Consider the following 25,700-nt stretch of genomic DNA (forward strand, 5'->3'; position numbering starts at 1 on the left):
ATGGCCAGAATGAAATTCATGTGTGACACAAAGCGCTGCATCGAATGCAACGGCTGTGTGACGGCGTGCAAGAACGAGAACGACGATGCCCTGGAGTGGGGCATCCAGCGCCGCCGGGTGGTGACCCTCAACGACGGCCTACCGGGGGAGACCTCCATCTCGGTCGCCTGCATGCACTGCACCGATGCCCCCTGCATGGCGGTCTGCCCGGCCGACTGCTTCTATCACACCGACGACGGCATAGTGCTGCACAACAAGGATCTCTGCATCGGTTGCGGCTACTGCCTATTTGCCTGCCCGTTCGGGGCGCCCCAGTTCCCGAAGACCGCCGCCTTTGGCGATCGGGGCAAGATGGACAAGTGCACATTCTGCGCCGGTGGCCCGGAAGAGGATCACAGCGAAGCGGAGCGCCAGAAGTACGGTGCCAACCGCATCGCCGAAGGCAAGCTGCCGATGTGTGCCGAGCTCTGCTCCACCAAGGCGCTGCTGGCGGGGGATGCGCAGGTGATCTCCGACATCTTCCGTGAGCGGGTCGCCTATCGCGGTGCCAAGGATGCGGCTTGGGGTAATGGTGATGAGCTGTTTCACGATGCCAGCAAGCTGAACAAGCAGGGAGGGGCGGCATGAAAACCTGGCTAATGGCCCTGTTTGCCGCCCTGCTGCTGGTGAGTACCGCCAGCTTCGCCGACGCCGAGAAAGAGGCGGTCGGCTTTGCCGGCGCCGATTATTGGCGGGCGGTGAAGGATGGGCAGGAGGGGGTGACCACCTCCCGCTCGCCGGAGCACGGGGTGCTTATCTCGGTGCCGGGCCAGCTCTGGTTCGAGGTGAAGACCAAGTGGGTGTCGCCGCTCGGCGCCATCGCTATTTTCGGGTCGCTCGCCATGTGTGGCCTGATGTACCTGGTGGTGGGGCAGACCAAGCTCTCCAAACCGCGCACCGGGCGCAAGCTCAAGCGCTGGAGCAGGCTGGATCGGGCGCTGCACTGGACCACGGCGGCCATGTTCCTGACCCTGTCCGGGTCGGGGCTGGCCATCATCTACGGCAAGTACTTCATCAAGCCGGTGGTGAGCCTCGGGGTGTGGGAGAACTGGATCTGGTTTGCCAAGGTGTTCCACAACTACGTGGGGCCGCTCTTCTTCCTCTGCCTGATGGGGGTGCTCATCAAGTGGTTCCGCCACAACATCGTCAACATGGTGGATGTGCAGTGGTTCATGAAGTTTGGTGGCATGCTCGGCAAGCACAAGGGAAGTCACCCCTCGGCTGGCTTTTCCAACGGTGGCGAGAAGGCGATCTTCTGGTTGCTGATCTGGTTTGGCGGCATTGTGGTGGCGACCGGACTATTTCTGGACTTCCCCATCTTCGGCCAGCTGCGCCGTCAGATGGAGTGGGCCAGCTTCATCCATATCGTAGGCGCCTTGATCCTTATCTGCGGCTTTATCTTCCATATCTACATGGGTCTGTTCCAGCTGGAAGGGGCGCTGGAGGGGATGGTGACCGGCGAGGTGGACGAGACCTGGGCCAAGGAGCACCACGACCTCTGGTATGAAGAGGTGAAGCACACCCTCGATGAGCCCAAGGCGGGCAAATCAAGCTGATGGTCGACAAAGAGTAAAGAGAAGGGGCGCTGCGGCGCCCCTTTTGATGGCGGGTCGATCGTGATGGCAAATTGATTGAGCGATGCCGCAAACGGCGATGGTTTTTTGGGCCACCTTGAGCAACAGTAACAGGGGTTCCATTCACACAAGGGATGACAAATGATGAGAAAAGCATGGCTGGCAGCGGTATGTGCATCTGCGCTCTTCGGTGGTATTGCGGGCGTGGCGCAGGCGGCTGACGGGATCAAGACCCAGCAGGTGCAGTTCAAGAAGGGGGAGTCAGGGGCGACTATCAACGGCACCATTCAGGGTAGCCAGACCCTCGATTACAAGCTGACGGCCAACAAGGGCCAGAGCATGGTGGTGATCCTGACCGGCAAGCCCTACTTCAATATTCTGCCGCCGGGCAGCAAGGGAGAGGCGATGTTTATCGGTTCTACCGAAGGGAACAACTTTGAGGCAACCCTGCCCGCCAAGGGCACTTATACCATTCGGGTCTACCAGATGGGGGCGGCCGAGAGCAGCAAGGCCAAGACGCCGTTCAAGCTGGAGGTGGGCATCAGCGGCTAATGCCAGCAGTTGACAAGCATCACAGAGGTGGCGGCCACAAAGGGCCGCCACCGTTGTTTTATCCCCTCTGTTTTTGCCTCGCCAAGGTTAATAGCCCCCCCGGGCCAGCCGTTCGAAGTAGCGCTTATAACGTCCGCTGGCGATGGCCTGCTGCAACTGCTGATTGAACTGATCCCGCAGTTTGGCTGAATCCGGCATCTTGCGTGGGAACATCACGAAGCTGTCGTTGCGCAGAAAAGGGGTCTGACTGTGGGTGATGAGTGCCGCGCTGGCGGGGTAGAGCTGGCTCTGCAACTCGGCCAAACCGACTCGCAGCTCTTGCGGATAGAGGTCGATCCGCCCGCGCAGCAGCTTGCCGAAATTCTGCTTCACGTCGGTGACTTTCTGTTGGGTTACCTTGCCATCGGCCACCATCTTGTCCAGCTCGGGCCCGTAGCTATAGGCGATATCGCCCCCCAACCGCATGCCGATGATCTGCTCAAGGCGCTCGGCTTGCAGCTGCCGTGATTTGAGGGAGAAGAAGACAAACTGCTCCTGCAGCACCGCTTCGCTGAACAGAAAATCCTGCTCCCGCTCCGGTTTGTGCATCCAGACTGCGGTGGCGTCGTAGAGCTGGCTGTTGGCCGCCAGCGAATAGACCCGACCCCAGGGTGCGAAGTGGAACTTCACCTGATAGCCCGCCTCCTTGAACAGATCGCTGATGAGGTGGGCCACTGGACCGTGCTGTTTTGATTGCTCGGAGACGAAAGGGGGCCATTCACCCACGATGATGTTGAGCACCCGGCCCGGTGCGGCGAGAGCCGACTGGCAGGCCAGAAACAGCCACAGAGCAAGAAGCGGGATCAGGCGCATGGCAAGAAAAAGGGGGCGCAGGCTGGCAGAGGCGAGGGCATCAGGTCACTCCCGGCTGTGATGCGGTGAAAGGGGCTGGGTTGCCCGCAATGCTAACATGAGTCTCATTCCTTGCCGTGGATATTTGTCTCGCCGGGGTCGCCGGGCGCCTATTTTGGCCGCAGGGTATGCCCAAGCTCACAAAACCGATCGAGTAAACGTCATATGATTGATTTCATTATGAGTCTTGCTCTCCTGCCGAACGGCAATTTCACGTAAATCAAAGAGAATGACTATGGCTACCGGACAATATCTGCTGTGGAAAGATGCACAGGGACAGGATTTTCGCCCCGTTGCACTGACCGGCACTGATCTGCTTAACAATCGATACCTCAACAAGGGCACGGCCTTCACCGAACAGGAGCGGGCCGATTTTGATCTCGATGGTTTGCTGCCGCCTCAGGTGCAAACTTTTGAAGCCCAGCTCGAGCGAGTGTATGAGGGGTTCAAAAGCGCTTGCAGCGATATCGAGAAGTACCAGAACCTGCGTGCCCTGCAGGATCGCAACGAGACTCTCTTCTATGCCCTGTTGTCACGCCATGTAGAGGAGATGACTCCCTACATCTATACCCCGACCGTGGGCAAGGCGTGTCAGGAGTTCAGCCACCGCTTCCAGAAGCCGCGCGGCCTCTACATTACCCCGGACAACGTGGATGACATGGGCAGTCAGGCCCGTCACTTCGATGCCAAATCGATCCGCATCATAGTCGTCACCGACAGCCAGGGTATTCTGGGGATCGGCGACCAGGGTGTTGGCGGCATGGGCATCCCCATCGGCAAGCTGGCGCTCTATACCCTGGGTGCCGGTATTCACCCCGCCTGCTGCATGCCCATCGCGCTGGATGTGGGCACCGACAACCAGAAACTGCTCGATGACCCCATGTATCTGGGCCGCCCCCACAAGCGTATTCGCGGCAAGGAGTATGAAGAGTTCATCGACAAGTTCGTGCAGGGGGTCAAGCGCCACTTCCCCAACGCGGTGCTGCAGTGGGAAGACTTCAGCAAATCCAATGCTTTCAACAATCTGGCCCGCTACCAGCAGTCACTGCCGTCATTCAACGATGATATTCAGGGCACCGGTGCCGTGGTGCTGGCCGGTATCATCGGCGCGGTCAAGGTCAAGGGGGAGACCCTGGGCCAGCAGAACTATCTGGTCTATGGCGCTGGCGCCGGTGGGGTTGGTGTCGCGGACCAGATCTGCGCGGGGATGATCCGCGAGGGGATGGATCCGCAGGCGGCCCGCGATCGCATCTACATTCTGGATACCCAGGGGCTGGTGTGCGACAACCGGGATGGGCTCGACGAGTACAAGCGTCGCTACGCCAAGCCGGGTCTGCTGCTGGCGGGTTGGGATACCGAGGTGCCCGGCAAGGCCAATCTGGCCGATGTGCTGCGTCATGTGCCCATTACCGTGTTGCTGGGTACCAGCGGCTCGGGCGGTGCCTTCCAGGAAGAGCACATCCAGCTGATGCTGCAGCATTGCGAGCGCCCCATGGTATTCCCGCTCTCCAACCCGACCGCCAACTGTGAAGCGCTGCCGGAAGATATCTACCGCTGGAGCAAGGGCAAAGCCATCGTTGCAACCGGTAGTCCGTTCAAGGATGTGAGCTACGAGGGGCAGGAGTTCCGGGTCGGGCAGGGCAATAACGTCTTTATCTTCCCCGGTGTAGGTCTGGCGGCCATCGTCAGCCAGATCCGCGAGATCACACCCGATGTATTCACTACCGCCGCCTTTGCGCTGGCCGAGTGCGTGAGTGAGGTGGATCTGGCGAAAGGGGCCGTTTATCCCCGCATTCGCGAGCTGCGCAGCATCTCGGTGCATGTAGCGACCGCCGTGCTCAAGGATATCGTGCGCCGGGATCCCTCCCACCCGCTAATCGGTCAGGATCTGCAGCAGCATATCCTCAACCACATGTGGGAGCCGGTTTACCTGCCCTATCGTCGGGTATAACCGCATATTCACCGCTCGGATAACGGGTCGGTAAAGATGACAAGGGGGTAGCGCTGCTACCCCCTTTCGTTTACCCCGTGGCATTCACTAAGTTCGCAATGGCCGCCAGCGCCCTTGCTGATTGCGACAGGCGGTATCCTGCCACTGCTGGCTCGCCTTGCCGATATAGAGTTGCTCGCGATAGTCGCGACACCACTCCCCGCTGGTATGGCGGAAGGTGCGTAGCGGGGTGACGCTACCCGAGTGACGATTAGCCGGATTGAACCAGGTGAGGCTCTGCCCTTTGGTGCGGGTTTCCAGCGCCTTGGCGAGGGCCTGATTGGCCAGTTGAACATCTCCCTTATCCATCTGATGGTAAAGCGGCGGGGTGTCGACCGTGGCGCAGCCAGTGAGGCCGAGCAGGAGGAGTGGTAACAGATATCGCATCATGGTTGCCCCTGTTGGCGAAAACCGTTGTTGAGCAGCGCCCGCTCTTGCTCATCGGTAAGCACTTGCTGGCGATCATCGACCGTGCCATCACCTCTTAGTTTGTTGCCGTTGGCATCGACAGCATCCACACCGTTGTCATCGACCGTGCCATCGCCCCTGAGTTTGTTGCCATTGGCATCGACGGCATCCACACCGTTGTCATCGACTGTGCCGTCACCTCTGAGCTTGTTGCCGTTGGCATCGACGGCATCCACGCCGTTGTCATCGACTGTGCCGTCACCTCTGAGCTTGTTGCCGTTGGCATCGACGGCATCCACGCCGTTGTCATCGATGGTGCCATCGCCTCTGAGCTTGTTGCCGTTGGCATCGACGGCATCTACGCCGTTGTCATCGATGGTGCCATCACCTCTGAGCTTGTTGCCATTGGCATCGACCGCATCCACGCCGTTGTCATCAACGCCATTGCCAAACCCGCGGCCACCACCATGGCGTTCTCCCCCTGCATGTTTTTCTCCACCAGCATGCCGTTCACCTCCACCATGCAGCTCTCCGCCGGCATGCTCGCCTTGGCTGCCGCTGTTGCTGCCCCCATCGCTGTCGCTGCCACCGCCGCTGTTGCTGCCCCCATCGCTGTTGCTGCCCCCATCGCTGTCGCTGCCACCGCCGCTGTCGCTGCCACCGCCGCTGTTGCTGCCTCCGCCGCTGTTGCTGCCTCCGCCGCTGTTGCTGCCTCCGCCGCTGTTGCTGCCTCCGCCGCTGTTGCTGCCACCACCGCTGTTGCTGCCACCACCGCTGTTGCTGCCGCCGCCGCTGTTGCTGCCACCGCCGCTGTTGCTGCCACCGCCGCTGTTGCTGCCTCCACCGCTGTCGCCACCACCACTGCTGCCTCCACTGCCACCATCGCCATCTTTGTTGTGAACGATCAGCTCATTGGCGATGTAGCTGTGGCTGCCATCGAGCAGCAGATTGAAGAGTGCGGTAGTGGGAGATGCCTCGATCCAGTAGAGTGACTCAACCAGCAGTAATTCCAGCTGGGGTTGCAGGGCCAGATTGCCCGTCACCATGGCAGGTGCCGGGCGACACATTATCTGCATGCCGGTAAATAGCGGCAGCACCGCCAGTTGCGGGTTTTCGGTTCGGGTCATGGCCGGTGAGATGGCTGCCCAGCCCCGCGTGGTCAGCAGAGGGTGCTCTGCGGTAAAGAACGGGGGCAGATCATTGATCCCGTAGAGTCTGCGCTTGCCCAGTATGACCCGTTCGATCGCCAGGATCCGGTTACTGCCGCCGTGCTGATCCAGCACCTGTTCACCGACCCGGAGCGTTTCTATCGGGCGGGTGGAACCATCGGCCATCGTGATGCGAGTGCCGGCGATAAAGCAGGACTTGGCATAGGCCTGATTCATTTGCCACTCATTTTGGGCGAAATCATAACTGAACGGGTTCGCAAACAGGGCGAGTGCGATGGCCGAGCCAATAAGCAATCTGCGCTGGCTGGCCTTGAATGGGGGCTGTGACATGGGGACTCCTTGTCCATCTTGATTCACAGGATCCATTATAGAGCGCGCCCCTGGCGGCGGCATTTTTGACCATGAACACAATAAACATGATGGAAAAACGATTGGCGTTCGTCACAATAATACGTAAAATCGCATACTCGATGCTTGTAGCAACGAATCCCGCCTAAAAAGCCAGTTTCATGCCCTTCCCAAGCAGTAAAAGGCAACAAGTGACGTATTTGTGTTCATTTTGTGCCTTGGAAAAGTCTTGTGATAACTGAAAAGTGATAAATATCCCCATCAGTTATCAAAAAATTAAGGACATCCATGTTTTCCTTAGTCAAGCAAAGTGTCGCCGGGCTGCAAATCCTGTTTGTCGCCTTCGGCGCCATGGTTCTGGTGCCCCTGCTCACCGGATTGAACCCCTCCATGGCCCTGCTTGGCGCCGGTGTGGGCACCCTGTTGTTCCAGCTCTGCACCCGCCGCCAGGTCCCGATTTTCCTCGGTTCCAGCTTTGCCTTCATCGCTCCCATCATCTACGCCACCCAGACCTGGGGATTGCCATCCACCATGTTTGGCCTGTTTGCCGCCGGTTTCATGTATTTCATTCTGGCTGCGCTGATCCGGGCAAAAGGGATGGGCTTTGTGCACAAATTGCTGCCGCCCGTTGTGATTGGCCCGGTGATCATGGTGATCGGTCTTTCTGTGGCGCAGGTTGCCTGCAACATGGCGATGGGCCGCGCCGGTAGTGAGCAGGTGGTACCTGCGGGGACTGCGCTGACGCTGGCCGGTATCTCGCTGGCGGTCACCCTGATTGCAGCTGTGTTCTGCAAGGGGTGGATCAAGCTGATCCCCATCCTGTGCGGCGTGATTGCCGGTTATGTCTCGGCGGTATTCATGGGCCAGGTGAGTTTCGATGGTATGGTGAACGCTCCCTGGCTGGCGCTGCCCCACTTCGAAACCCCGGAGATCAACTGGGCTGCTGCGTTGTTCATGTTGCCGGTAGCCATCGCCCCCTGTATCGAGCATATCGGTGGCGTGTTGGCGATTGGTGGCGTGACTGGCAAGGATTACACCAAGGATCCGGGTTTGCATCGTACGCTGGCCGGTGACGGTATCGGCGTCTGCTTCGCCGGTTTCATCGGTGGCCCACCCGTGACCACCTACGCCGAAGTGACAGGTGCCGTGATGATCACTCGCAACTTCAATCCGGTCACCATGACCTGGGCTGCGGTGTTTGCCATCATTCTGGCCTTCTTTGGCAAGTTCAATGCGCTGCTCACCTCCATCCCGATGCCGGTGATGGGCGGTATCATGCTGCTGCTGTTCGGATCCATCGCCGCCATCGGTCTCAAGACGCTGGTGGAATCCAAGGTGGATCTGGGGCTGTCACGCAATATCGCCATTGTCGCCGTGACTCTGACCGTCGGTGTCGGTGCACTTGAGATGAAGATTGGCGACTTCGCGCTAGCCGGTGTTGGCCTGGCCTCTGTTGCCGCCATCCTGCTCAACCTGATCCTGCCTGCACACTCCGAAGAAGGTGTGATGGACGCGGCCAAGGACTGAGTTCCACCAGACGTTCATTGTTGATTTGGAGAAGGCCACCTCGCGATGGCCTTCTCATTTTCGGGTATCTAGCGCCACTTTTTGGCTCGACGGAGCTCATCTGGAATCTAATTTGGAAGCAGATGAGGGGGTTAGCATTCTCATTTGACGTATCTCTTTTCGTGACCTTAGCTAAAGGACAGGTTTGGCTCTGAGGTCTCCTCGAGCAGTATGGGAAAATGGATGTTGGCGTTTTCTATCATTTCTCTCCCAGACCCCTGTCATAAAACGATGCGCTTTTTCTTTGCCACGGCGCTGTTGTATGGCAGAGGCTTATCCGCCCCACTCCGCACTCCCCTTATGCTGCCCTGGCATGTTTCCACCTCGATTTGTTGTGAGCCTGCCTCGCCGGTTGCGTTTCGTTGCGCACAGGCAAAATCCGGATCTGTTTGCTGCTGCACATGGGTGGGCGGCGAGCCGTGAAAGCCGGCATGACCCCAGCGGGTCAGACGTGCACCGCCATCGGTAACGGCGGATGCTCAGGGATGAATGGCAAGCAAAGCGAGGTTGCAATGAACTATCAACTGCTGTGGAAAAGTGCAATTTTTTCAGTCTCTTCCATGATGGCAATAAGCGCTGTTCAGGCTGCGCCACTGAATGTGATGACCGAGGATTACCCGCCATTCAACATGCAGGGAGAGGGGGGCAAGATTGTCGGGCTGTCGACCGAGGTGGTCGAAGAGCTTTTCAAGCGTGCCGGGGTCGAATACAAGCTGACCCTGATGCCCTGGAAGCGGGCGTACGAAGATACCCTCGGTACTCCCAATACCGCCCTCTACTCCACGACCCGCACTCCGGAGCGGGAAGCGCTGTTCAAGTGGGTAGGGCCGCTGGTCAATAACAACTGGGTGTTTTTCTCCAGCTCGACCGCCAATATCACGGTCAAGTCGCTGGAAGATGCCAAGCAGTATTCGGTGGGTGGCTATAACGGCGATGCGGCCGCCGAATATCTCAAGGCCCAGGGATTTGCCAAGTTGCAGCTGGCGGCCAACGACACCGCCAACGTGAAGAAACTGGAGGCCGGCCGCATCGATCTTTGGGCAACTGGCCAGTATCTGGCCCCCTATCTGGCCAGCAAGGAGAAGGTGGCCTCACCCAAGCCGGTCTTCGTGTTCAAGGAAACCCAGATGAGCTTGGCGTTTAACAAGGATACGCCCGATGAGCTCATCACAAAGCTCAACGAGATCCTCGCTGCCATGAAGGCGGATGGCACCATCGACAAGATCAATGCCAAGTACCAGTAACAGTACCAATAGCAAGTGCCGCTCAATGGCACTGCGCCGGCTGCCGTAAAACCGGGAGGAAACCATGGATTGGAAAAGTCTGACGTTCAGGATTGCCGTGTTGACCTCCCTGTCGGTGAGTCTGCTACTGGTGTTGTTTGGCGCTTACAACTACCACGCCGTCAGGGCGGAGAGCCACAGCAAACAGAGTGCGCTGGTCGAACAGGCCATTGGCCGGCTGCAGCTCTCCCTGCCCGGCCCGCTGTGGAATTATGAATCGGCCTTTATCGAGGCATCACTCAAGTCCGAGCTGGCGGCCGATATCCTGAGTGCTTTGCTGGTGGTCAACAAGGACAAGCTGGTGGCCGGGTTTGCCCGTGACACGGCGGGGAGCATTGCCCCCGTGACAGCCATGCCTGCCGATACCGCTGCCTATGGGGGATATGATCTGGTCTATGACGACAGCGGCCAGAAAAACACCGTGGCCCGATTACTGGTGCAAACCAGTGATGCCGCCATTCAGGCCCAATTGCGCCAGCAGTTGATCACCACCGTCTGGCAGATCCTGGTGCTCGATCTCTGCATCATCGCCCTGTTGATGGTGCTGATTCATCGCAATGTGCTCAGGCCGCTTCACCAGATGAATCAGGCGGTGTTCGATCTGGCCAAAGGAGAGGGGGATCTGACCCGGCGTCTGAAGATCAGCCGTCAGGATGAGATGGGCGCGCTGGCCACCAACATCAACCACTTTATTGCCAAGTTGCAGGAGATGGTGGCGGAGATCAACGAGCTCTCTGCCGGTGTGTTGCAAACCGCTGAACTCTGTGACTCCCTCTCGGCAGATACCCGGGTAGGCAGTGACGCCCAGCAATCCGAGCTGGATCAAGTCGCCACCGCCATTACCGAAATGAGTCAGGCTGTGCAGGAAGTGGCTGGCAATGCGGTGAAAACCTCTGGCGCCACCGATGAGGCCAACCTCTATGTGGAGCAGGGTTACAATCTGGCGGGCCATGCCAATGAGGCCATCCATCAACTGGTGGGGGAGGTGGAGCGGGTCGCCACCCTGATGCGCACCCTTTCGACCGAAAGCAGCAGCATTGGCACCATCATCGAGGTGATCAACGGCATTGCCGAGCAGACCAATTTGCTTGCCCTCAACGCGGCCATCGAGGCGGCGCGGGCGGGTGATCAGGGGCGCGGTTTTGCGGTGGTGGCGGATGAGGTGCGCACCTTGTCGGGCCGTACTCGCCAGTCGACGGAGGAGATCAGCGCCAGTATCAAGCGGTTGCAGCAAGCGACCCAGAATGTCGGTGCCGGCATGCAACAGAGTCAGGAGAAGGCATCCCGCGCCGGCATCGAGGCGGCAGATGTGCAGACATCGGTGGAGAAGATTAAAAATCAGGTCAGCCTGATCCGCGAGATGAACATGTATATCGCCCAGGCATCGGAAGAACAACACTCGGTGGCGGAAGCGGTCAGCCACAGCGTCAACCGGATTGCGACGCTCAACAGCGAGAGTGCGGCCAGAGTTGCACAGGTTGCCGAGGCCAGCAGCGATCTGCGGCAGCTGTCGGCCCAACTCGACACCCTGCTCAAGCAGTTTCGGGTCTAGTCAGTTCACCTCGCCCCGTTGGATCATCCTGCGGGGCAGGTAAGGTTCCCTTTATTGTGAGCGCTGCGAGATGTTGTGAGGGGCAAGGGGCCTTGTCCTGCAGCGTTTTTCGTCATGCCCATGTCACTGTTCAGCTGAGATTGGCGTGACCGCGATACGCGAAACTCGCAGCATCATGCTCTGCCCGATACGCAGTCCGACAGCGCTGGACGCATATTTTCATTTTCCCCGCTCATGCCTGCCGGCATCTATTGTGCCGCTGATCTCGACCCTTTAGAATTTCGTTTAATTACAGCGAGTCCTGAGCCGCCATCTGGCTTTATCAGGTGTGGAATCCCATCTTCTTCATGATGAATGCAAATAACAGGTGGTTGGTATGACGGGGGTTGCGCCAGGCAATAACATATCAGCCTATCACTTCGGTGATTATGTCTTTGATGTCAAAAGGCGAGAGCTGATCTTCTGTGCCGACAAGGACAACTTGCAAAGCGCCCGGGTGGTGCGCTTGTCATCGGCAGAGAGCCTCATTTTCAGCTATCTGCTCGATCACCATGACGAGGTGTGCGACAAGGATCTGTTGCTCGATATCGGCTGGTTGGGTCGCCCCATCAGCCCCAACTCCCTGAACGTGGCTATCGCCAATATTCGCCGCCACTTCGCCTCATCCCCCCAGACGCTGGATATCAGAAGTACCCCGAAAAAAGGGTACTCCCTGCATCTGAACTGCAAGATGAAGAGTTATTACGGTAAGGCACTGCCAACAGAGAGTGAGCCCTTGCCCGAGCCGCTGAGCGAGACCACGCCTGCAGCGGCTGCGCAGCCACCGTCGACATCACCAAGCTCCGACCACGAGGTCATCACAGAGCCTGCTGCTCCCCGTTCTTTTGGTGAGCGTGCCAAACTTGCCTTTCTCAGCGGTATCGGGCGGCCAATGCTGGCAAGGGGCCTGATATACGTCAATCTGCTACTGGTTGTGCTGGTGGTGTTTGTCGCCAGCTATCTCCATTTCGAGTGGCTCCATGTGCACTGCACCGACTCGCCGACCGGCGTTGTTTGCCAGATGGAGGCACGGAGCGATGTGCCACCAGTCAAACCGGCATCGCTGGTGCTGGTCTCCGGCCACCAGGTTCGCGTGCTCTCCTATAAAGAGCTCGAAAAAACGCTGTAAGGGATCTCTGATGAAACGAACGCTGAAAAATACCTTGCTGCTGTTGCCACTGCTTGTCGTGCTGCTGTTTGTGGTCGGGATGTTTATCAACAGTCTGGGCTGCCATTACGATCTGAAAATGTCGGCCAATGGAGTCAACTATCACGGGGTGTGCCGCTGGGGCAAAATCACCGTGATCGAAGAGGAGGAGGCGACCAGGGAGAAGTGGCGAGTGACCGGTTTTCAACTTACCTTCTTCAACCAGCTTGTTTACCTCATCGACAGTCGTACCCAACTGCACGAATCGGGTAACGATGACTCCTATCTAAATGAGTACAACCTGATCCAGTCGCAATATGCGCTGGTCAACTATGCCTGGGTGCCACTGACTGAAAACAAGGTGGCGATCTTCCAGCGCGATCCGGTGCATGAGGTCGTGATTGCCCAGCGAGATGGCTGGTTCGATCTCTACCGCTGGTTCTTCCCCCCGGCACCGTTGGTGCCTGCTCAGTCGAAAAGCGCAGGTGCCGGGCGTCCCGCTAGCTTCTAAGCAACTTGCACCAGGGGCCGGTGACCTCGCAGTGGCCTGTCTCATCACTGTTTTGCCAGCCCAGTCTATGGTAGAAGGCTAATGCCGCCGTGTTGCGGGTCGCAACTTTCAGCGAGCCGTGCGGCGAATCAGCGAGGCCTCGCTCCAGCAGGGCGCGCCCTATCCCCTGACCGTGCCAGTCGCTTGACACATAGAGGTGATGGACGAAGTGATCGGGCTGCCAGATGGCTATAAAGCCGCAGATATTGCCCCCCTGCTCGGCGACCCACACCTGTTCACCTTTGGTCTGTTCCTCGAAATCCTCGAGTTGGAAACGGGCGGGATCAACCCAGTGAAAGGTGTGGCGGCGGCTCTTTAAAAACAGCCGGGCCAGTTGTGGAATGTCGTGTTCTTCCATGAGCCGGATCATGATGTCCTCCCGGATCAAGCCAATGTTCATTGAGGCAGCTGCACAGCGGCAGGTTAATCGATGCAAATGACAAGGGTGTGATTAAGCACTGTCCATTGTATTTGCCATGGGGCTATACTGCCGGAGTCCCTTGTATGGATGGCTTGAGGATCGCTGATTTATGGACAATAAACTGATTGAAGGCAACATTTTTGTGCCGGCGCACATAGACGATGTCTGGCACGCCTGGACTACCGAAAGCGGTCTGCGCAGTTTTCTGGCTCCCGAATGTTTGATGGTGGCCGAACCGAATGGTCCTTTCGAGATCTACTTCAGGCCTGATGCCCCGCTGGGTGAACGTGGCAGCGAAGGGTGCCGGGTCATGGCCGTCATGCCCTATGACCTGCTCAGTTTCAGCTGGAATTTCCCGCCCAGCCTACCCCATATCCGCCAGCAAAAGACCCAGGTTTGCCTGCGATTTGTGCCGGAAGGGCAGGGCACTCGCCTCTACTTCCTCCAGAGCGGTTGGGCCAATGATCCGGATTGGGATCAGGGTTATGCCTATTTTCGGGAAGAGTGGCTGGAGACCAGCCTGCCACGGTTGCAGTACCGTTTTACCCACGGTCCCATCGACTGGAACAATCCGCCAGACAAGGCGCAGTTGAAGGCGCTGGCCCAGTAATCCCGGATATCAGACGTAAAAAAAACCGGCCAAAAGGCCGGTTGAAACAGTTCAGGCTTGTCAGGTGACAAACGTATCCAGCGGATGAGCGTCGCTTTCCACTCCTTGTGAAGCACAACACTCTTGGTTACGTGCGGCTACTTTATGCCATTCACACTGAATCGAGGCTGAACCATGGATGATCCCGCCTCGCCACCCTCTTCAAATCAGATAGTGATCCCCATCGACTGGCGCAAGTAAGCGCCCGCACCGAGCAGCCCCGGCCCTTCATGGGTGATCAGAAACACCGGGATCTCCTTGAGGTAGGACTTGAAGCGCCCCTTGTCTTCAAAGGCGACCCGGAAACCGGAACCGGTAAAGAACTCCTGGAAGCGCGGCACTATGCCACCTGCGATATAGACGCCGCCAAAGGTACCCATATTGAGGGCCAGATTGCCGGCAAAGCGGCCCATCAGCACGCAGAACAGGCTCAGGGTGCGACGGCAATCGAGGCACTCCCCGGCCAGTGCGCGCTCGGTAATGTCTTTGGGGGCAAACGGCTCGGGCTCACGGCCATCGGATTTCACCAGCCCGCGATAGAGATTGACCAGACCCGGACCGGAGAGGAAACGCTCTGCCGAGACATGGCCCAATTCGCCTCGCATTACTTGCAGCACCGCATCTTCCTCTTCGGTGTTGGCAGCAAAATCCACATGACCACCTTCACCCGGCAGACTCAGCCACTGCTCACCCGCCTTGACCAGATGGGCGACCCCAAGGCCGGTGCCCGCACCATAGATGGCGATGGGCTTGTCCGCTACCGGCGCGGCGCCGCCCAGCTGGATGCGATCCGATTCAGCCAATACCGGCACCGCCATCGAGACCGCAGTAAAGTCGTTGATCACTTGCAGGCGTGCCAGCCCGAGATTGCTCTGCATCTCGCTGATGGAGAACTCCCAGCTGTGGTTGGTCATGGCAACCCAGTCACCGTTGATGGGGCAGGCGATGGCGATGCAGGCTTCAGCCACCTGGACCTTGTGTTCCTCCAGATAGAGGCGTACCACGGCTTCAAGGCTGGGATGGGCCAGACCTGAGTAGGTCTTTGCCTGAGAGATAGTACCGGTGGCCAGCTCACACAGGGCTAGACGCGCATTGGTGCCGCCGACATCGCCGACCAGCGCATGGGTATGCTGCATAACAACTCCTTCGTTACAGGATGGGGACGACTCTGGTGTCCCGAGATTATTGTTGGATTATGACGGCCCATTCTATCCGAGCTCAGGCTTGCTCACCCGCCGGATCGATACAAACGTGCGCCTGCTCACAGTGTTGTTGCTTTGCAACATTTGTAAGCGCTTTCATGGCAAGGTGACGTTTTGTAACGAAAAGTACGAAATAATTAGAGATGAGTCATACTTTGTATGGCAGGCGTTAGTTGCCATAACCGCTTGTCTTGTATAGTCCTTAGCTTGAATGGAAACTTGCTTAGCCGTAGATTGAGTGCAAAGACACTGAAGCTAAATTACAAAAACGCCTGGTGGTGATGATGAATACCCTTGATAAAATTACGAACAACTTGGAAAGTTTCAGTAAATCAGAACGCAAGGTTGCCGAGGTGATCTTGGCGTCTCCCCAGACCGCCATCCACTCCAGCATCGCCGCTCTGGCCAAGATGGCCGATGTCAGTGAACCGACCGTCAACCGCTTTTGCCGCCGTCTCGATACCAAGGGCTTTCCTGATTTCAAACTCCATCTGGCCCAGAGCCTGGCCAATGGCACCCCTTACGTCAATCGTCATGTGGAAGCGGAAGATGGGCCGGATACCTATACCGCCAAGATCTTCGAATCCACCATGGCCTGTCTGGATGCCGCCAAAAACAGCCTGGATATCTCTGCCATCAACCGCTGCGTCGATATCCTGACCCAGTCCAAGAAGATCAGCTTCTTCGGCCTTGGCGCCTCCTCCGCCGTTGCCCGCGATGCCCAGAACAAATTCTTTCGCTTCAACATTCCGGTAGTGAGCTTTGACGATATCGTCATGATGCGCATGAGCTGCATCAACAGCAGCGAAGGGGATGTGGTGGTGCTGATCTCCCACACCGGCCGCACCAAGGCGCTGGTCGAAATCGCCGCGCTGGCTCGCGAGAACGACGCTACCGTGATCGGTATGACCGCCAAGGATTCCCCGCTGGCCCGCGAGTGCAATCTGGTGCTCTCCATGGATGTGCCGGAAGATACCGATGTCTATATGCCGATGGCATCCCGCATCGCCCAGCTGGCGCTGGTGGATGTGCTGGCGACCGGTTTTACCCTGCGCCGGGGGATGAAATTTCGCGAAAATCTGAAGAAAGTAAAAGAGGGATTGCGCGAATCCCGCTTCGAAACCCCGCACTCTTCCTGAACCGTCGGGGGCTCCGGCCCCCGACTGTCTATGCCACCCGCCTTGGTGTAGTATTGTAATTTAATAACAAAAACCACCCAGATGGTTTGTAAACGGGTGCATCGAGCCATGGGCTTGATGGGGCAGAATCTCAAGTCATATCAACTTCATATTGGAGTCTTTCATGCCTAGACGTACAAAGATTGTAACCACACTCGGTCCGGCTACCGACCGCGAAGGGATCCTCGAAGGGATCATCCGCGCCGGGGCCGACATGGTGCGGATGAACTTCTCTCACGGCACTGCTGAAGACCATATCCTGCGCGCCAATCAGGTGCGTGACATTGCTGCCAAGCTCGGTCGTCACGTCGCCATCATGGGTGATCTGCAAGGCCCGAAAATCCGTGTTTCCACTTTCAAGGATGGCAAAATCTATCTGGCCATCGGTGACAAGTTCATTCTCGACGCGGCACTCGGCAAGGGTGAAGGGTGCCAGGAGCAGGTCGGTATCGACTACAAGAGCCTGCCAGACGATGTGGTACAGGGCGACATCCTGCTGCTGGACGATGGCCGTGTACAGCTGAAGGTCGAGCAGGTTGAAGGCACCCGCATTCACACCACGGTGACCGTGGCCGGGCCGCTCTCCAACAACAAGGGCATCAACAAGAAAGGGGGCGGTCTCTCCGCTCCGGCCCTGACCGAGAAAGACAAGGAAGACATCAAGACCGCTGCCCGCATGAATGTGGACTATCTGGCTGTCTCCTTCCCGCGCTGTGGCGATGACCTGCGTTACGCCCGCGAGCTGGCCCGCGAAGCCGGTTCCAATGCCAAGATCGTGGCTAAAGTTGAGCGTGCCGAAACCGTCGCCACCGATGAGGCGATGGAAGACATCATCCTCGGTTCCGATGCTGTGATGGTTGCCCGTGGCGATCTGGGTGTCGAGATCGGTGACCCCGAGCTGGTTGGCGTACAGAAGAAGCTGATCCGCCACTCCCGTCGTCTCAACCGTGTGGTGATCACCGCGACCCAGATGATGGAGTCGATGATCAATGCGCCGCTGCCGACTCGTGCAGAAGTTATGGACGTGGCCAACGCCGTGCTGGATGGTACCGATGCGGTGATGCTCTCTGCCGAGACTGCTGCCGGTCAGTTCCCCATCGAGACCGTTACCTCCATGGCGAGCGTCTGTGTCGGAGCCGAGAAGCACCCGAGCCTGAACGTCTCCAACCACCGCATGAGCTACACCTTCACTTCCGTTGAAGAAGCTGTAGCCATGTCTACCATGTATGCGGCCAACCACCTGGAAGGGGTCAAGGCGATCGTGGCACTGACCGAGTCCGGCACCACGCCGCTGCTGATGTCCCGTATCAGCTCCGGTCTGCCGATCTTTGCTATGTCCCCCCACAACAAGACCCTGGCCTGGACCAATCTCTATCGTGGCGTCACTCCGGTGATGTTTGACGGTGACGAGACCAAACCGGTCTACGAAGTGTGCCGCGACGCGCTGGCCGTGCTCAAGGAGAAGGGGCTGCTGCAGAGCGGTGACATGGTGCTGCTGACTCACGGTGACAAGATGGAAACCGTGGGTAGTACCAACACCTGCAAGGTGATGATGGTCGAATAAGCCCGTCCGGTTTTACTGTGCTTAACAAGGCTGCTCCTCTTTGATGAGCAGCCTTTTTGTTAACCGCAGTCGGGCTGTGGCGGGATAAACAGGACTCAATGGTTGCTTAACCGGATTCCCCTTCCGATAATGCGGGAGTGATTTTCAGCGGGTAGCCTGTTGTAGGTGATCGCCCCAGGTAACCCAGACACTCGACAATACGGGAGTGAAAAAATGAACAAGCGTAACTGGTTGCTGGCCCTGTCACTGAGTCTGGCCTTCTCACCCTGTTATGCCGACTGGGCCAAGCTCAAGGCCGCAGCGTCCGATCTGGGAGCGGCAGTGAGCGAGACCAGCAAGGAGGTGTGGCAGGATGTCAGCGATTTTTCCAAAAAGAGCTGGGCTTCCATCTCTGCATGGGGAGAGGATGCCTTCAATACCGCCGGGGTCTGGACCGACAAGAGCATCGCGGCCGGCAAGGAGTGGTTGAAGGCGGCCGACAAGGAGCTCAACGAGATGCTCAACCCCAAGACGGCGAAAGAGGCGAGGATCGCGCTCAATACCATGGCCGACACTGCGCTGATCCGGTTGTTCAACGAGCAGCCATCAGCCAAGTTGTTGTTTGACAAGGCTTATGGCTATGCGGTGTTCGATTCGCGCAAGTTCTCCCTGATGCTGCATACCAATCAGGGGGCCGGGGTGGCGGTCAATCGCAAAACCGGCAAGCACACCTATATGAAGATGTTTGGAGCGGGTTTGGCGGCCGGGATTGGCGGCAAGTTCTATCAGCAGGTGATCCTGTTTGAAGACAAGGCCAGATTCGATGCTTTCGTGACCCAGGGGTGGGAGGCTACCTCCGAAGTGGGCGTGGTGGCCGGCAAGGAGAGCGCCGAGCTGACCGCCAAATACAATGGCGGCATGGCCATCTACCAGATTGGCGAGAAGGGCTTGCTGCTCGATGCCAATATCTCCGGCTCCAAGTACTGGATTGACAAGGAGCTGACTGAAACGAGCCGCTAATCCTGTCGTTATCTGTTGCTCACTGCACGCCATACGCTTGTCGTGATCTCGCAAACAGGCCCGCAGTGCGGGCCTGTTTGTTCTCTCTGTGTCAGTGGGCTGAATAGACCTGCCTGCCCTTGAACATGGTCCAGAGCACCTTGGTCTCCTTGATCTCTTCGCTTGCTACCTGTTCCAGATTGCGATCCAGCAAGATCAGGTCAGCACTCTTGCCCGCGCTGATGGAGCCAATCTCTTTCTCCCGTCCAATTACCTTGGCAGCGTTGAGGGTATAGGCCTGCAAGATGGCCTGTCGGCTGATCTGCTCGCTGGCGGGGGGCAGCAAGCCAAGCTCCCCTTGACGAGTGATCGCGGTATACATGGCGAGGAAAGGGTTGGGGCTGGAGACCGGCCAGTCACTGGCACCGGCGATAATGGCGCCGCTTTGCAGCAAGCTGCCTGCCGGATAGAGGCGGGCTAGCAGTGCCGGGGGCACTTTTCCATCAAGCAGCAGGGTGGTCGCCACGTTTTTCCCGGCCCACAACAGTTGCATCGATGCGGCCACATTGAGCGGTTTGAAGCGGGCAATACTGGCCGGGCTCACCACCTCCAGATGGGTGATGCTGTGCAGCAGGCGGTGATCCTGATTGTGGGCCCGGGCATAGGCGATGGCATCGAGGGATTCACGGACGGCCCGATCGCCGATGGCATGAAAGTGAGCGATAAGTTGATGGGCATCCGCGGTGCGGATCAGCTCGTTGAAACGCTGCTTGTCCAGATCGTCCTTGCCGCTGTAACCGGGACGGTTGAGGTAGGGCTCGCTCAACTTGGCGGTCTGGGATGGATACTCGATGACACCATCTTGCAGGATCTTGATCCCCACCAGTTTAACGTCCGGGGCATCTTGAAACTGCTGTTGCAGCGCCAATACGTCATCAATGATGGCGGGTGAGGCATGTATCCCCACCAGTGCCAGTGCGGACACATGTCCGGTCAGCTTGCCTTCCCGGGAGAGCATGCGGTACGCCGGCAGCAGGCCGGTATCGCGGCGATCCGGCTCGGCGTTGAAGATGGGGGCGAGGGGGCGAATGTTGCTGATAGGGTCCATCCAGGCGGTAATGCCCACCTGATTGAGTTGTTTGGCGGCAGTCATGATGGCACTGGCAATCGTCTCGTCGCTGACGGGGGGCAGCGCCTTGAGGATGGCATCCCAGCCGCCTTCCGAGGCAAAGCCATTGAGCTTGCCGGATGGGGTGAGGCCAAAATTGCCTTTCAGCGGAGCATAACGACCGTCAAGGGTGTCGGTATCAATGCCAGCCTTGCGCAGCATGGCCTGATTGGCCCAACCGGTGTGGGCATCCGAACCGGCAAGCACTACCGGGATCTGCCGGTATTGCGGGCCATTGAACACCTGATCGAGCAGGGGAAGCTGATGCCAGTAGTCGAGGGAGACTTTGCTGTATAGCTCTACATCGCCCAGTGTCAGGCGGGGATCATCCTTGCTGCGGGTCAGAAATTGCTGCACCTGCTCAACCTCACTCATGGCGTCAGGAAAGTTAACCGTCATCCCCTGAAAACCGGCAAATGCCGCATGAACATGGCTGTCGATGAGCCCCGGCATCAGGTACTTTCCTTTCAGATCAAGATGCTTGGCATGGCTGCCTAGGCGGGCGCTGACCTCCTGATAGCTGCCGACTGCCACGATCTTTTTACCTTCAATGCCGACCGCTTCCGGGTGAGGGTTCGCCGGATCACCACTGTAGATGGTGCCGCCAAAGATCAGTGTCTGGCTCTGTGACTGGGCATTGGCGGCAGCGGGAAGCGTTACCAGCAGGCTGGCGAGAAACAGCGTTTTGATATTCATGGGCATGACTCCGTCGCTTCGGTGCCCGAAGGCACCGAAGTGGGTAAATGGAAATGAGGTATCGGCTTATCGGTTGATCAGCGGGATACAGATATCAAACACGTAATGCTCCCGGTCGGGGTCCGTGCCTGCGTGGTATTGCTCGTAACACGGACGATCGTCGCAGTTCAGCCCTTGACCCACTACCCAGCGAAACGCCGTCTCCCAGCAGGCAACCAGTTGATCGCCGCGAGCGATAAACTGACAAACCGCATAGGGGCCCGCTGCGATGGTCTGGGTGGTTAACTGGCGCCCAGCGGGGATCTCTGGCCCCAGCTCGATGCAGACGTCAGTACGACAACGGGTCTCATCGGTGATATCGGGGATATACGGTGGAAGTGGAAGGTGGAGATGGCCGCCGCCGCTGCGACCTCATCCAGGCCCGGATTGTCATCCAGATGGTGGCTGATGTAGTCCATCGCCTTGAACACGGGTTTGCGATAATCCAGAGCGGACTCCTTGCCAGCCAGCAAAAGTGGACGTCAGAATCGGATTTAATCAGAGCCACCTGCCGTTGTCGAACCCGTCCGGCCTGGTCTGGCCACTCATCCTCGTCGCGTTTTTAACGCATTGGCACTCTAATTGCTTGTTGCATGCCAGCGTCAATGATTTGTCTGGGGATGGAAAATGGAAATTAGTGCAAGCAGCCTGATGCAAGAGATGCAGGCGCTCAAGATCGAAGCAGGCGCAACGCCGCTGGCACAACCCGGTCGTCAGGTAACCTCCGACTTTGGTCAGCTGCTGCAACAGGCGCTTGGCAACGTCAACGAGCTGCAAGGGGCCGCCAATGACCTGCGTACCCGTTTCGATATGGGTGACAAGTCGGTGGATCTGGCCGAGGTGATGATCGCGGGCCAAAAATCGTCCATCGCCTTTGAAGCCACGGTACAGGTGCGCAACAAGATGGTCGATGCCTACAAGACCATCATGAATATGCCGGTATAAGCGACGCCAATAAACCATGACGACTGAACATCATGAACATGTCAGCAATAAGGACATAAATCGTGGCTACTGACCAAAACGGCGATCTGCTGATAAACGATGAGGGCACCGCCGCCCTCGATGAAAATGAGCAGAAGAGTTCGGCGCTGGGCTTCCTGTCCAATACCGATGTGCTGCGGCAAATCACCCTGATCCTGGGGCTTGCCATCTGTCTGGCCATTGCGGTGTTTATCCTGCTGTGGGGCAAGGAGCCGGACATGCGTCCCCTCGGCACCTACACCACCCAGGAGCTGGTGAAGACTCTCGATTTCCTCGATCAGCAGAAGATCCCCTACGAGGTGGATGGCAAGAGCGTGCTGGTCAACGCCGAAAGTTACCCCACTATTCAGCTGGCCCTGACCCGTGCCGGCCTTGCCAATGCCACCGATAGCAGCATCGGTGGTGAAGATATCCTGCTCAAAGATTCCAGTTTCGGCGTCAGCCAGCGGATGGAGAGCGAACGTCTGAAGCTGAGCCGCGAGCGCCAGCTGGCGAGCGCCATCGAACAGTTCCAGAATGTGGCCAAGGCCCAGGTGCTGCTGGCTATCCCGAAAGACAACGTGTTTGCCCGCAACGAACGCAAACCCAGTGCCACCGTGGTGCTCAACCTGAAAGGGGCGGCGCTGGGGCAGGGGGAGGTGGACTCCATCGTCGATATGGTGGCCTCCGCCGTACATGGCCTTGAGCCGACCCGCGTCACCGTCACCGACCAGAATGGCCGCCTGCTCAACTCCGGCTCGCAAGACCCGATCTCGGCCCAGACTCGCAAAGAGTTTGCCATGCAGCAGAAGCAGGAGCTGGAGTACAAACAAAAAATTGACGCCATCCTGATCCCGGTGCTGGGGGCCGACAACTATACGGCGGAAGTGGATCTCTCTCTCGACTTCTCCCAGCAGGAGCAGACCCGCAAGACTTACAACCCTGACCTGCCTGCAGTGCGCTCCGAAATGACCATGGAAGAGAACAGCGCCAGCGGCAGCAACGGTGGTGTGCCTGGTGCACTCTCCAACCAGCCCCCTGCCGCCTCCAATATTCCCGAGGAGGCGACCGGTGGTGATGGTGCCAGCGCTGCCGCTTCGGGCCGTTCCCGCAAAGAGGCAACTCGCAACTTCGAACTGGATACCACCGTCAGCCATACCCGTCGCCAGATGGGAGGCATTCGCCGCATGACCGTCTCGGTTGCCGTGGATTACAAAGCGGTACCCGGTGCCGACGGGGCTGTGACCCGTGAGGCGCGCACCCAGGCAGAACTCGATACATTGCGTCGTTTGCTGAGCGGTGGCCTTGGCTTTGATGTGACCCGTGGTGATACCCTTGAGGTGGTCGCGATTCCGTTCAATCGCCCAGAGCTGGATACCGTGGCCGAAGTGCCGCTCTACGATCAGCCCTGGTTCTGGCGTGCGGTGCGGATTGCCGCCTCGGTACTGGTGATCATCGTCTTGATCGTCACCGTGGTTCGCCCCATGCTCAAGCGACTGCTCTATCCGGATGCCAAACCGGAAGGGGAAGTGGATTTCGACAACCACACCGTACTGGGTGGCGACGACGAGTTGAGTCTGCTGTCAGCACAAGTCGAGAACGATCAGGTATTTGGTGTACGCGATGGCCAGCTGAAACTGCCGGATCTGCACCGTGATGAAGACTTGCTCAAGGCGGTACGTGCGCTGGTGGCGAACGAGCCGGATCTGGCCGCTCAGGTCATTAAAGAATGGGTAACGAACAAAGATGCCTGAAGAAAAGAAGAGTCAAGTCACCGGCAATGACATCACCGACAGTCAGCGCCAGATCCTCGACCAGATGTCGGGGATGGAGATGGCCGCGGTGCTGATGCTGAGCCTCAATGAAGAGGATGCCGCCCAGATCTTCCGTCATCTCGAGCCCAAGCAGGTGCAGCGGCTCGGTATGTCGATGGCCTCCATGTCCGACTTCAGTCACGATCGGGTGGCGGCGGTGCACCGTCAATTCATCGACGATATCCAGAAGTACACCAACATCGGTATCGGCAGCGAAGACTTCGTGCGCAAGGCGTTGGTGGCGGCCCTTGGCGAGGACAAGGCGAGCAATCTGGTGGACCAGATCATTCTCGGTTCCGGCGCCCGCGGTCTCGACTCGCTCAAGTGGATGGATGCCCGTCAGGTGGCCAGTATCATCCAGAACGAACACCCGCAGATCCAGACTATCGTGCTCTCCTATCTGGAGCCGGAGCAGTCCGCCGAGATCCTGAGCCAGTTCCCGGAGCAGGTGCGCCTCGATCTGGTGATGCGTATCGCCAACCTCGAAGAGGTACAACCGGCGGCACTGCAAGAGTTGAACGACATCATGGAGAAACAGTTCGCCGGTGCCGCTGGTGCCCAGGCAGCCAAGATGGGCGGCCTGAAGGCTGCCGCCAACATCATGAACTATCTGGATACCAATATCGAAGGCCAGTTGATGGACTCCATCCGCGAGTCGGACGAAGAGATGAGCCAGCAGATCCAGGATTTGATGTTCGTGTTCGAAAACCTGATCGATGTGGACGATCGCGGTATCCAGACCATGCTGCGGGAAGTGCCGGGGGATCTGCTGCAACGCGCCCTCAAGGGCTCCGACGATCAGATGCGCGAGAAGATCTTCAAGAACATGTCCAAACGGGCGGCCGAAATGCTGGCGGACGATCTGGAGGCCATGGGGCCGATCCGGGTCTCCGAAGTGGAAGCGGCCCAGAAAGAGATCCTCTCCATCGCCCGTCGTCTGGCGGATGCTGGCGAGATCATGCTGGGCGCCGGTGGCGGCGAGGAGTTCCTCTAAGCCATGGCCCATAAACAGAACCGCGATGCCAAGCCCGCATCAGGCAGTGGTGAGGAGCCGCGCAAAGCATGAACAACAAACTGCGTGGTTATGTACGCCCCGAGGGTGATGATGCCCGGGTTGAGACCTGGGGTTGGCCCGAGATGGAGGTCGAGGTAGAGGCGGGAGCGCCTACCAATGCTCTTGGCCTGGCCCCTGACTGGTATCAGCAGGAAGAGGAGGTGGTGGAGCCGGAGCCCGAACAGGAGCCGACCCCCAGCATCACCGCCGAAGAGCTTGAAGCTATCCGTCAGGCCGCCTGGGAAGAGGGGATGGCAGAGGGGCGCGAGTCCGGTTATGCCAAGGGAATGGAAGAGGGCAAGCTGGAAGGATTGCAACAGGGCCACTCTGCCGGTCTCGAACAGGGGCGCGAGGAGGGACTGGCCATGGGCCGCGAGCTGGTGGAGCAGGAGATCGCCCACTGGCAGGGGCTCGCCGCCCGCCTTGCCAATCCGCTTAACGAGCTGGATCAGGCGGTGGAGCAGCAGCTGGTCTCGCTGGTGATGCAACTGGCCCGCGCGCTCATTCGTCACGAAGCGGAGACCTCCCCCCGCATTTTGCTGGAGGCGCTTAAAGAGGGGCTGGCCTTGCTGCCTGCCGCCGAACAGGGGGTGACTCTGATGTTGCATCCCGACGATATAGCGCGAATCGAACAGGCATTTGGCGCCGAAGAGTGCGCCAAGCGCCACTGGCGATTGCAGAGCGATCCCACCCTCTCCCCCGGCGATCTGCAACTGGCGACCGAGCTCTCCAGCATCGATCTGACCCTCTCCGGGCGCATCGATCAGCTGCTGCGCAACTTCTTGCGGGACAATGCGTCCCAGAAACCGGCTTCGCCGGACTCACGCCCATAACCGATGCCGGACGTTGCTGTCCGGCTGCACTTT

Annotated in this window: 24 protein-coding genes and 1 pseudogene; 17 read left to right on the forward strand and 8 right to left on the reverse strand. The window is 58.4% G+C overall.

The window, feature by feature from the left end; genetic code table 11:
- From fdh3B to AB5Z02_RS06035, 3 genes are all read left to right on the forward strand, one after another.
- Positions 1 to 627: a formate dehydrogenase FDH3 subunit beta gene (gene fdh3B / locus AB5Z02_RS06025; protein WP_005334799.1), complete on the forward strand. Its 627-nt coding sequence runs from the start codon at positions 1 to 3 to the stop codon at positions 625 to 627.
- Positions 624 to 1,595 (forward strand): formate dehydrogenase subunit gamma, encoded by a 972-nt coding sequence (locus AB5Z02_RS06030; protein WP_005334792.1) that lies wholly within the window; start codon positions 624 to 626, stop codon positions 1,593 to 1,595. Before fdh3B ends, AB5Z02_RS06030 begins: the two co-directional genes overlap by 4 nt.
- A gap of 159 nt (positions 1,596 to 1,754) precedes the next feature.
- Entirely contained in the window at positions 1,755 to 2,165 is a 411-nt protein-coding gene (locus AB5Z02_RS06035; RefSeq protein WP_013723543.1) for a hypothetical protein, read from the forward strand.
- Positions 2,166 to 2,252: 87 nt separating this feature from the next.
- On the opposite strand, the gene AB5Z02_RS06040 is transcribed toward AB5Z02_RS06035, so the two are convergent.
- Entirely contained in the window at positions 2,253 to 3,017 is a 765-nt protein-coding gene (locus AB5Z02_RS06040; protein ID WP_368215567.1) for a substrate-binding periplasmic protein, read from the reverse strand.
- A gap of 274 nt (positions 3,018 to 3,291) precedes the next feature.
- On the opposite strand from AB5Z02_RS06040, the gene AB5Z02_RS06045 reads away from it, so the two are divergent.
- Positions 3,292 to 5,007, forward strand: a complete 1,716-nt coding sequence (locus AB5Z02_RS06045; RefSeq protein ID WP_058055721.1) for an NAD-dependent malic enzyme — start codon at positions 3,292 to 3,294, stop codon at positions 5,005 to 5,007.
- Between the two features lie 87 nt (positions 5,008 to 5,094).
- Here AB5Z02_RS06045 and AB5Z02_RS06050 read toward each other — a convergent pair whose 3' ends face one another.
- Both AB5Z02_RS06050 and AB5Z02_RS06055 read right to left on the reverse strand, forming a co-directional pair.
- Positions 5,095 to 5,436, reverse strand: a complete 342-nt coding sequence (locus tag AB5Z02_RS06050) for an RT0821/Lpp0805 family surface protein (protein ID WP_201974814.1) — start codon at positions 5,434 to 5,436, stop codon at positions 5,095 to 5,097.
- Positions 5,433 to 6,953, reverse strand: coding sequence for a hypothetical protein (locus AB5Z02_RS06055; protein WP_368215569.1), 1,521 nt, complete (start codon positions 6,951 to 6,953; stop codon positions 5,433 to 5,435). The genes AB5Z02_RS06050 and AB5Z02_RS06055 overlap by 4 nt, the downstream gene beginning before the upstream one ends.
- A 306-nt stretch (positions 6,954 to 7,259) precedes the next feature.
- Here AB5Z02_RS06055 and AB5Z02_RS06060 point away from each other — a divergent pair, with 306 nt between their 5' ends.
- The 5 genes from AB5Z02_RS06060 (at position 7,260) to AB5Z02_RS06080 (ending at position 13,069) form a co-directional block, all read left to right on the forward strand.
- A complete protein-coding gene (locus tag AB5Z02_RS06060; protein ID WP_005334784.1) occupies positions 7,260 to 8,498 on the forward strand; it encodes a uracil-xanthine permease family protein in 1,239 nt (412 codons plus the stop codon).
- A 551-nt stretch (positions 8,499 to 9,049) separates the two neighbouring features.
- A complete protein-coding gene (locus AB5Z02_RS06065) occupies positions 9,050 to 9,781 on the forward strand; it encodes an ABC transporter substrate-binding protein (protein ID WP_005334783.1) in 732 nt (243 codons plus the stop codon).
- A gap of 64 nt (positions 9,782 to 9,845) precedes the next feature.
- Positions 9,846 to 11,372: a methyl-accepting chemotaxis protein gene (locus AB5Z02_RS06070; protein WP_368215571.1), complete on the forward strand. Its 1,527-nt coding sequence runs from the start codon at positions 9,846 to 9,848 to the stop codon at positions 11,370 to 11,372.
- 376 nt (positions 11,373 to 11,748) lie between these two features.
- On the forward strand, positions 11,749 to 12,540 hold the full coding sequence (locus tag AB5Z02_RS06075; RefSeq protein WP_231720583.1) for a winged helix-turn-helix domain-containing protein: 792 nt from the start codon (positions 11,749 to 11,751) through the stop codon (positions 12,538 to 12,540).
- Positions 12,541 to 12,550: 10 nt separating this feature from the next.
- Positions 12,551 to 13,069 carry a hypothetical protein gene (locus AB5Z02_RS06080; RefSeq protein ID WP_231720584.1) on the forward strand — a complete coding sequence of 173 codons (519 nt, stop codon included), beginning with the start codon at positions 12,551 to 12,553 and terminating at the stop codon, positions 13,067 to 13,069.
- On the opposite strand, the gene AB5Z02_RS06085 is transcribed toward AB5Z02_RS06080, so the two are convergent.
- A complete protein-coding gene (locus AB5Z02_RS06085) occupies positions 13,059 to 13,478 on the reverse strand; it encodes a GNAT family N-acetyltransferase (RefSeq protein ID WP_231720585.1) in 420 nt (139 codons plus the stop codon). The two genes, AB5Z02_RS06080 and AB5Z02_RS06085, sit on opposite strands and share 11 nt — an antisense overlap.
- A 160-nt stretch (positions 13,479 to 13,638) precedes the next feature.
- On the opposite strand from AB5Z02_RS06085, the gene AB5Z02_RS06090 reads away from it, so the two are divergent.
- A complete protein-coding gene (locus AB5Z02_RS06090) occupies positions 13,639 to 14,139 on the forward strand; it encodes an SRPBCC domain-containing protein (RefSeq protein WP_005334766.1) in 501 nt (166 codons plus the stop codon).
- A 206-nt stretch (positions 14,140 to 14,345) separates the two neighbouring features.
- Here AB5Z02_RS06090 and glk read toward each other — a convergent pair.
- Positions 14,346 to 15,317 (reverse strand): annotated as a pseudogene (gene glk / locus AB5Z02_RS06095) (glucokinase); the annotation flags it as partial.
- A 347-nt stretch (positions 15,318 to 15,664) separates the two neighbouring features.
- Here glk and AB5Z02_RS06100 point away from each other — a divergent pair.
- The 3 genes from AB5Z02_RS06100 (at position 15,665) to AB5Z02_RS06110 (ending at position 19,121) form a co-directional block, all read left to right on the forward strand.
- Positions 15,665 to 16,519 (forward strand): MurR/RpiR family transcriptional regulator, encoded by an 855-nt coding sequence (locus tag AB5Z02_RS06100; protein ID WP_005334759.1) that lies wholly within the window; start codon positions 15,665 to 15,667, stop codon positions 16,517 to 16,519.
- Positions 16,520 to 16,682: 163 nt separating this feature from the next.
- Positions 16,683 to 18,122, forward strand: coding sequence for a pyruvate kinase (pyk, locus tag AB5Z02_RS06105; RefSeq protein WP_005362071.1), 1,440 nt, complete (start codon positions 16,683 to 16,685; stop codon positions 18,120 to 18,122).
- A gap of 213 nt (positions 18,123 to 18,335) precedes the next feature.
- Entirely contained in the window at positions 18,336 to 19,121 is a 786-nt protein-coding gene (locus AB5Z02_RS06110) for a hypothetical protein (RefSeq protein ID WP_111900497.1), read from the forward strand.
- 91 nt (positions 19,122 to 19,212) lie between these two features.
- Here AB5Z02_RS06110 and AB5Z02_RS06115 read toward each other — a convergent pair whose 3' ends face one another.
- The 3 genes from AB5Z02_RS06115 to AB5Z02_RS06125 form a co-directional block, all read right to left on the reverse strand.
- Positions 19,213 to 20,964, reverse strand: a complete 1,752-nt coding sequence (locus tag AB5Z02_RS06115; protein ID WP_368215573.1) for an amidohydrolase — start codon at positions 20,962 to 20,964, stop codon at positions 19,213 to 19,215.
- Between the two features lie 66 nt (positions 20,965 to 21,030).
- Positions 21,031 to 21,330, reverse strand: coding sequence for a GyrI-like domain-containing protein (locus tag AB5Z02_RS06120; protein WP_368215819.1), 300 nt, complete (start codon positions 21,328 to 21,330; stop codon positions 21,031 to 21,033).
- Positions 21,246 to 21,476, reverse strand: coding sequence for a hypothetical protein (locus tag AB5Z02_RS06125; RefSeq protein WP_368215575.1), 231 nt, complete (start codon positions 21,474 to 21,476; stop codon positions 21,246 to 21,248). Before AB5Z02_RS06125 ends, AB5Z02_RS06120 begins: the two co-directional genes overlap by 85 nt.
- Positions 21,477 to 21,630: 154 nt before the next feature.
- On the opposite strand from AB5Z02_RS06125, the gene fliE reads away from it, so the two are divergent.
- The 4 genes from fliE to fliH all read left to right on the forward strand — a co-directional run bounded on the left by fliE (position 21,631) and on the right by fliH (position 25,667).
- Positions 21,631 to 21,948, forward strand: coding sequence for a flagellar hook-basal body complex protein FliE (gene fliE / locus AB5Z02_RS06130; protein ID WP_005362062.1), 318 nt, complete (start codon positions 21,631 to 21,633; stop codon positions 21,946 to 21,948).
- Positions 21,949 to 22,010: 62 nt separating this feature from the next.
- On the forward strand, positions 22,011 to 23,720 hold the full coding sequence (fliF, locus tag AB5Z02_RS06135) for a flagellar basal-body MS-ring/collar protein FliF (protein WP_042054467.1): 1,710 nt from the start codon (positions 22,011 to 22,013) through the stop codon (positions 23,718 to 23,720).
- Positions 23,713 to 24,774 (forward strand): flagellar motor switch protein FliG, encoded by a 1,062-nt coding sequence (fliG, locus tag AB5Z02_RS06140; protein WP_005334749.1) that lies wholly within the window; start codon positions 23,713 to 23,715, stop codon positions 24,772 to 24,774. The genes fliF and fliG overlap by 8 nt, the downstream gene beginning before the upstream one ends.
- 68 nt (positions 24,775 to 24,842) lie before the next feature.
- Entirely contained in the window at positions 24,843 to 25,667 is an 825-nt protein-coding gene (gene fliH / locus AB5Z02_RS06145) for a flagellar assembly protein FliH (RefSeq protein WP_047439663.1), read from the forward strand.
- Positions 25,668 to 25,700: the final 33 nt, after the last annotated feature.

It is taken from the genome of Aeromonas sp. R2-3 (genome assembly GCF_040908375.1).
Taxonomy (GTDB): domain Bacteria; phylum Pseudomonadota; class Gammaproteobacteria; order Enterobacterales; family Aeromonadaceae; genus Aeromonas; species Aeromonas veronii.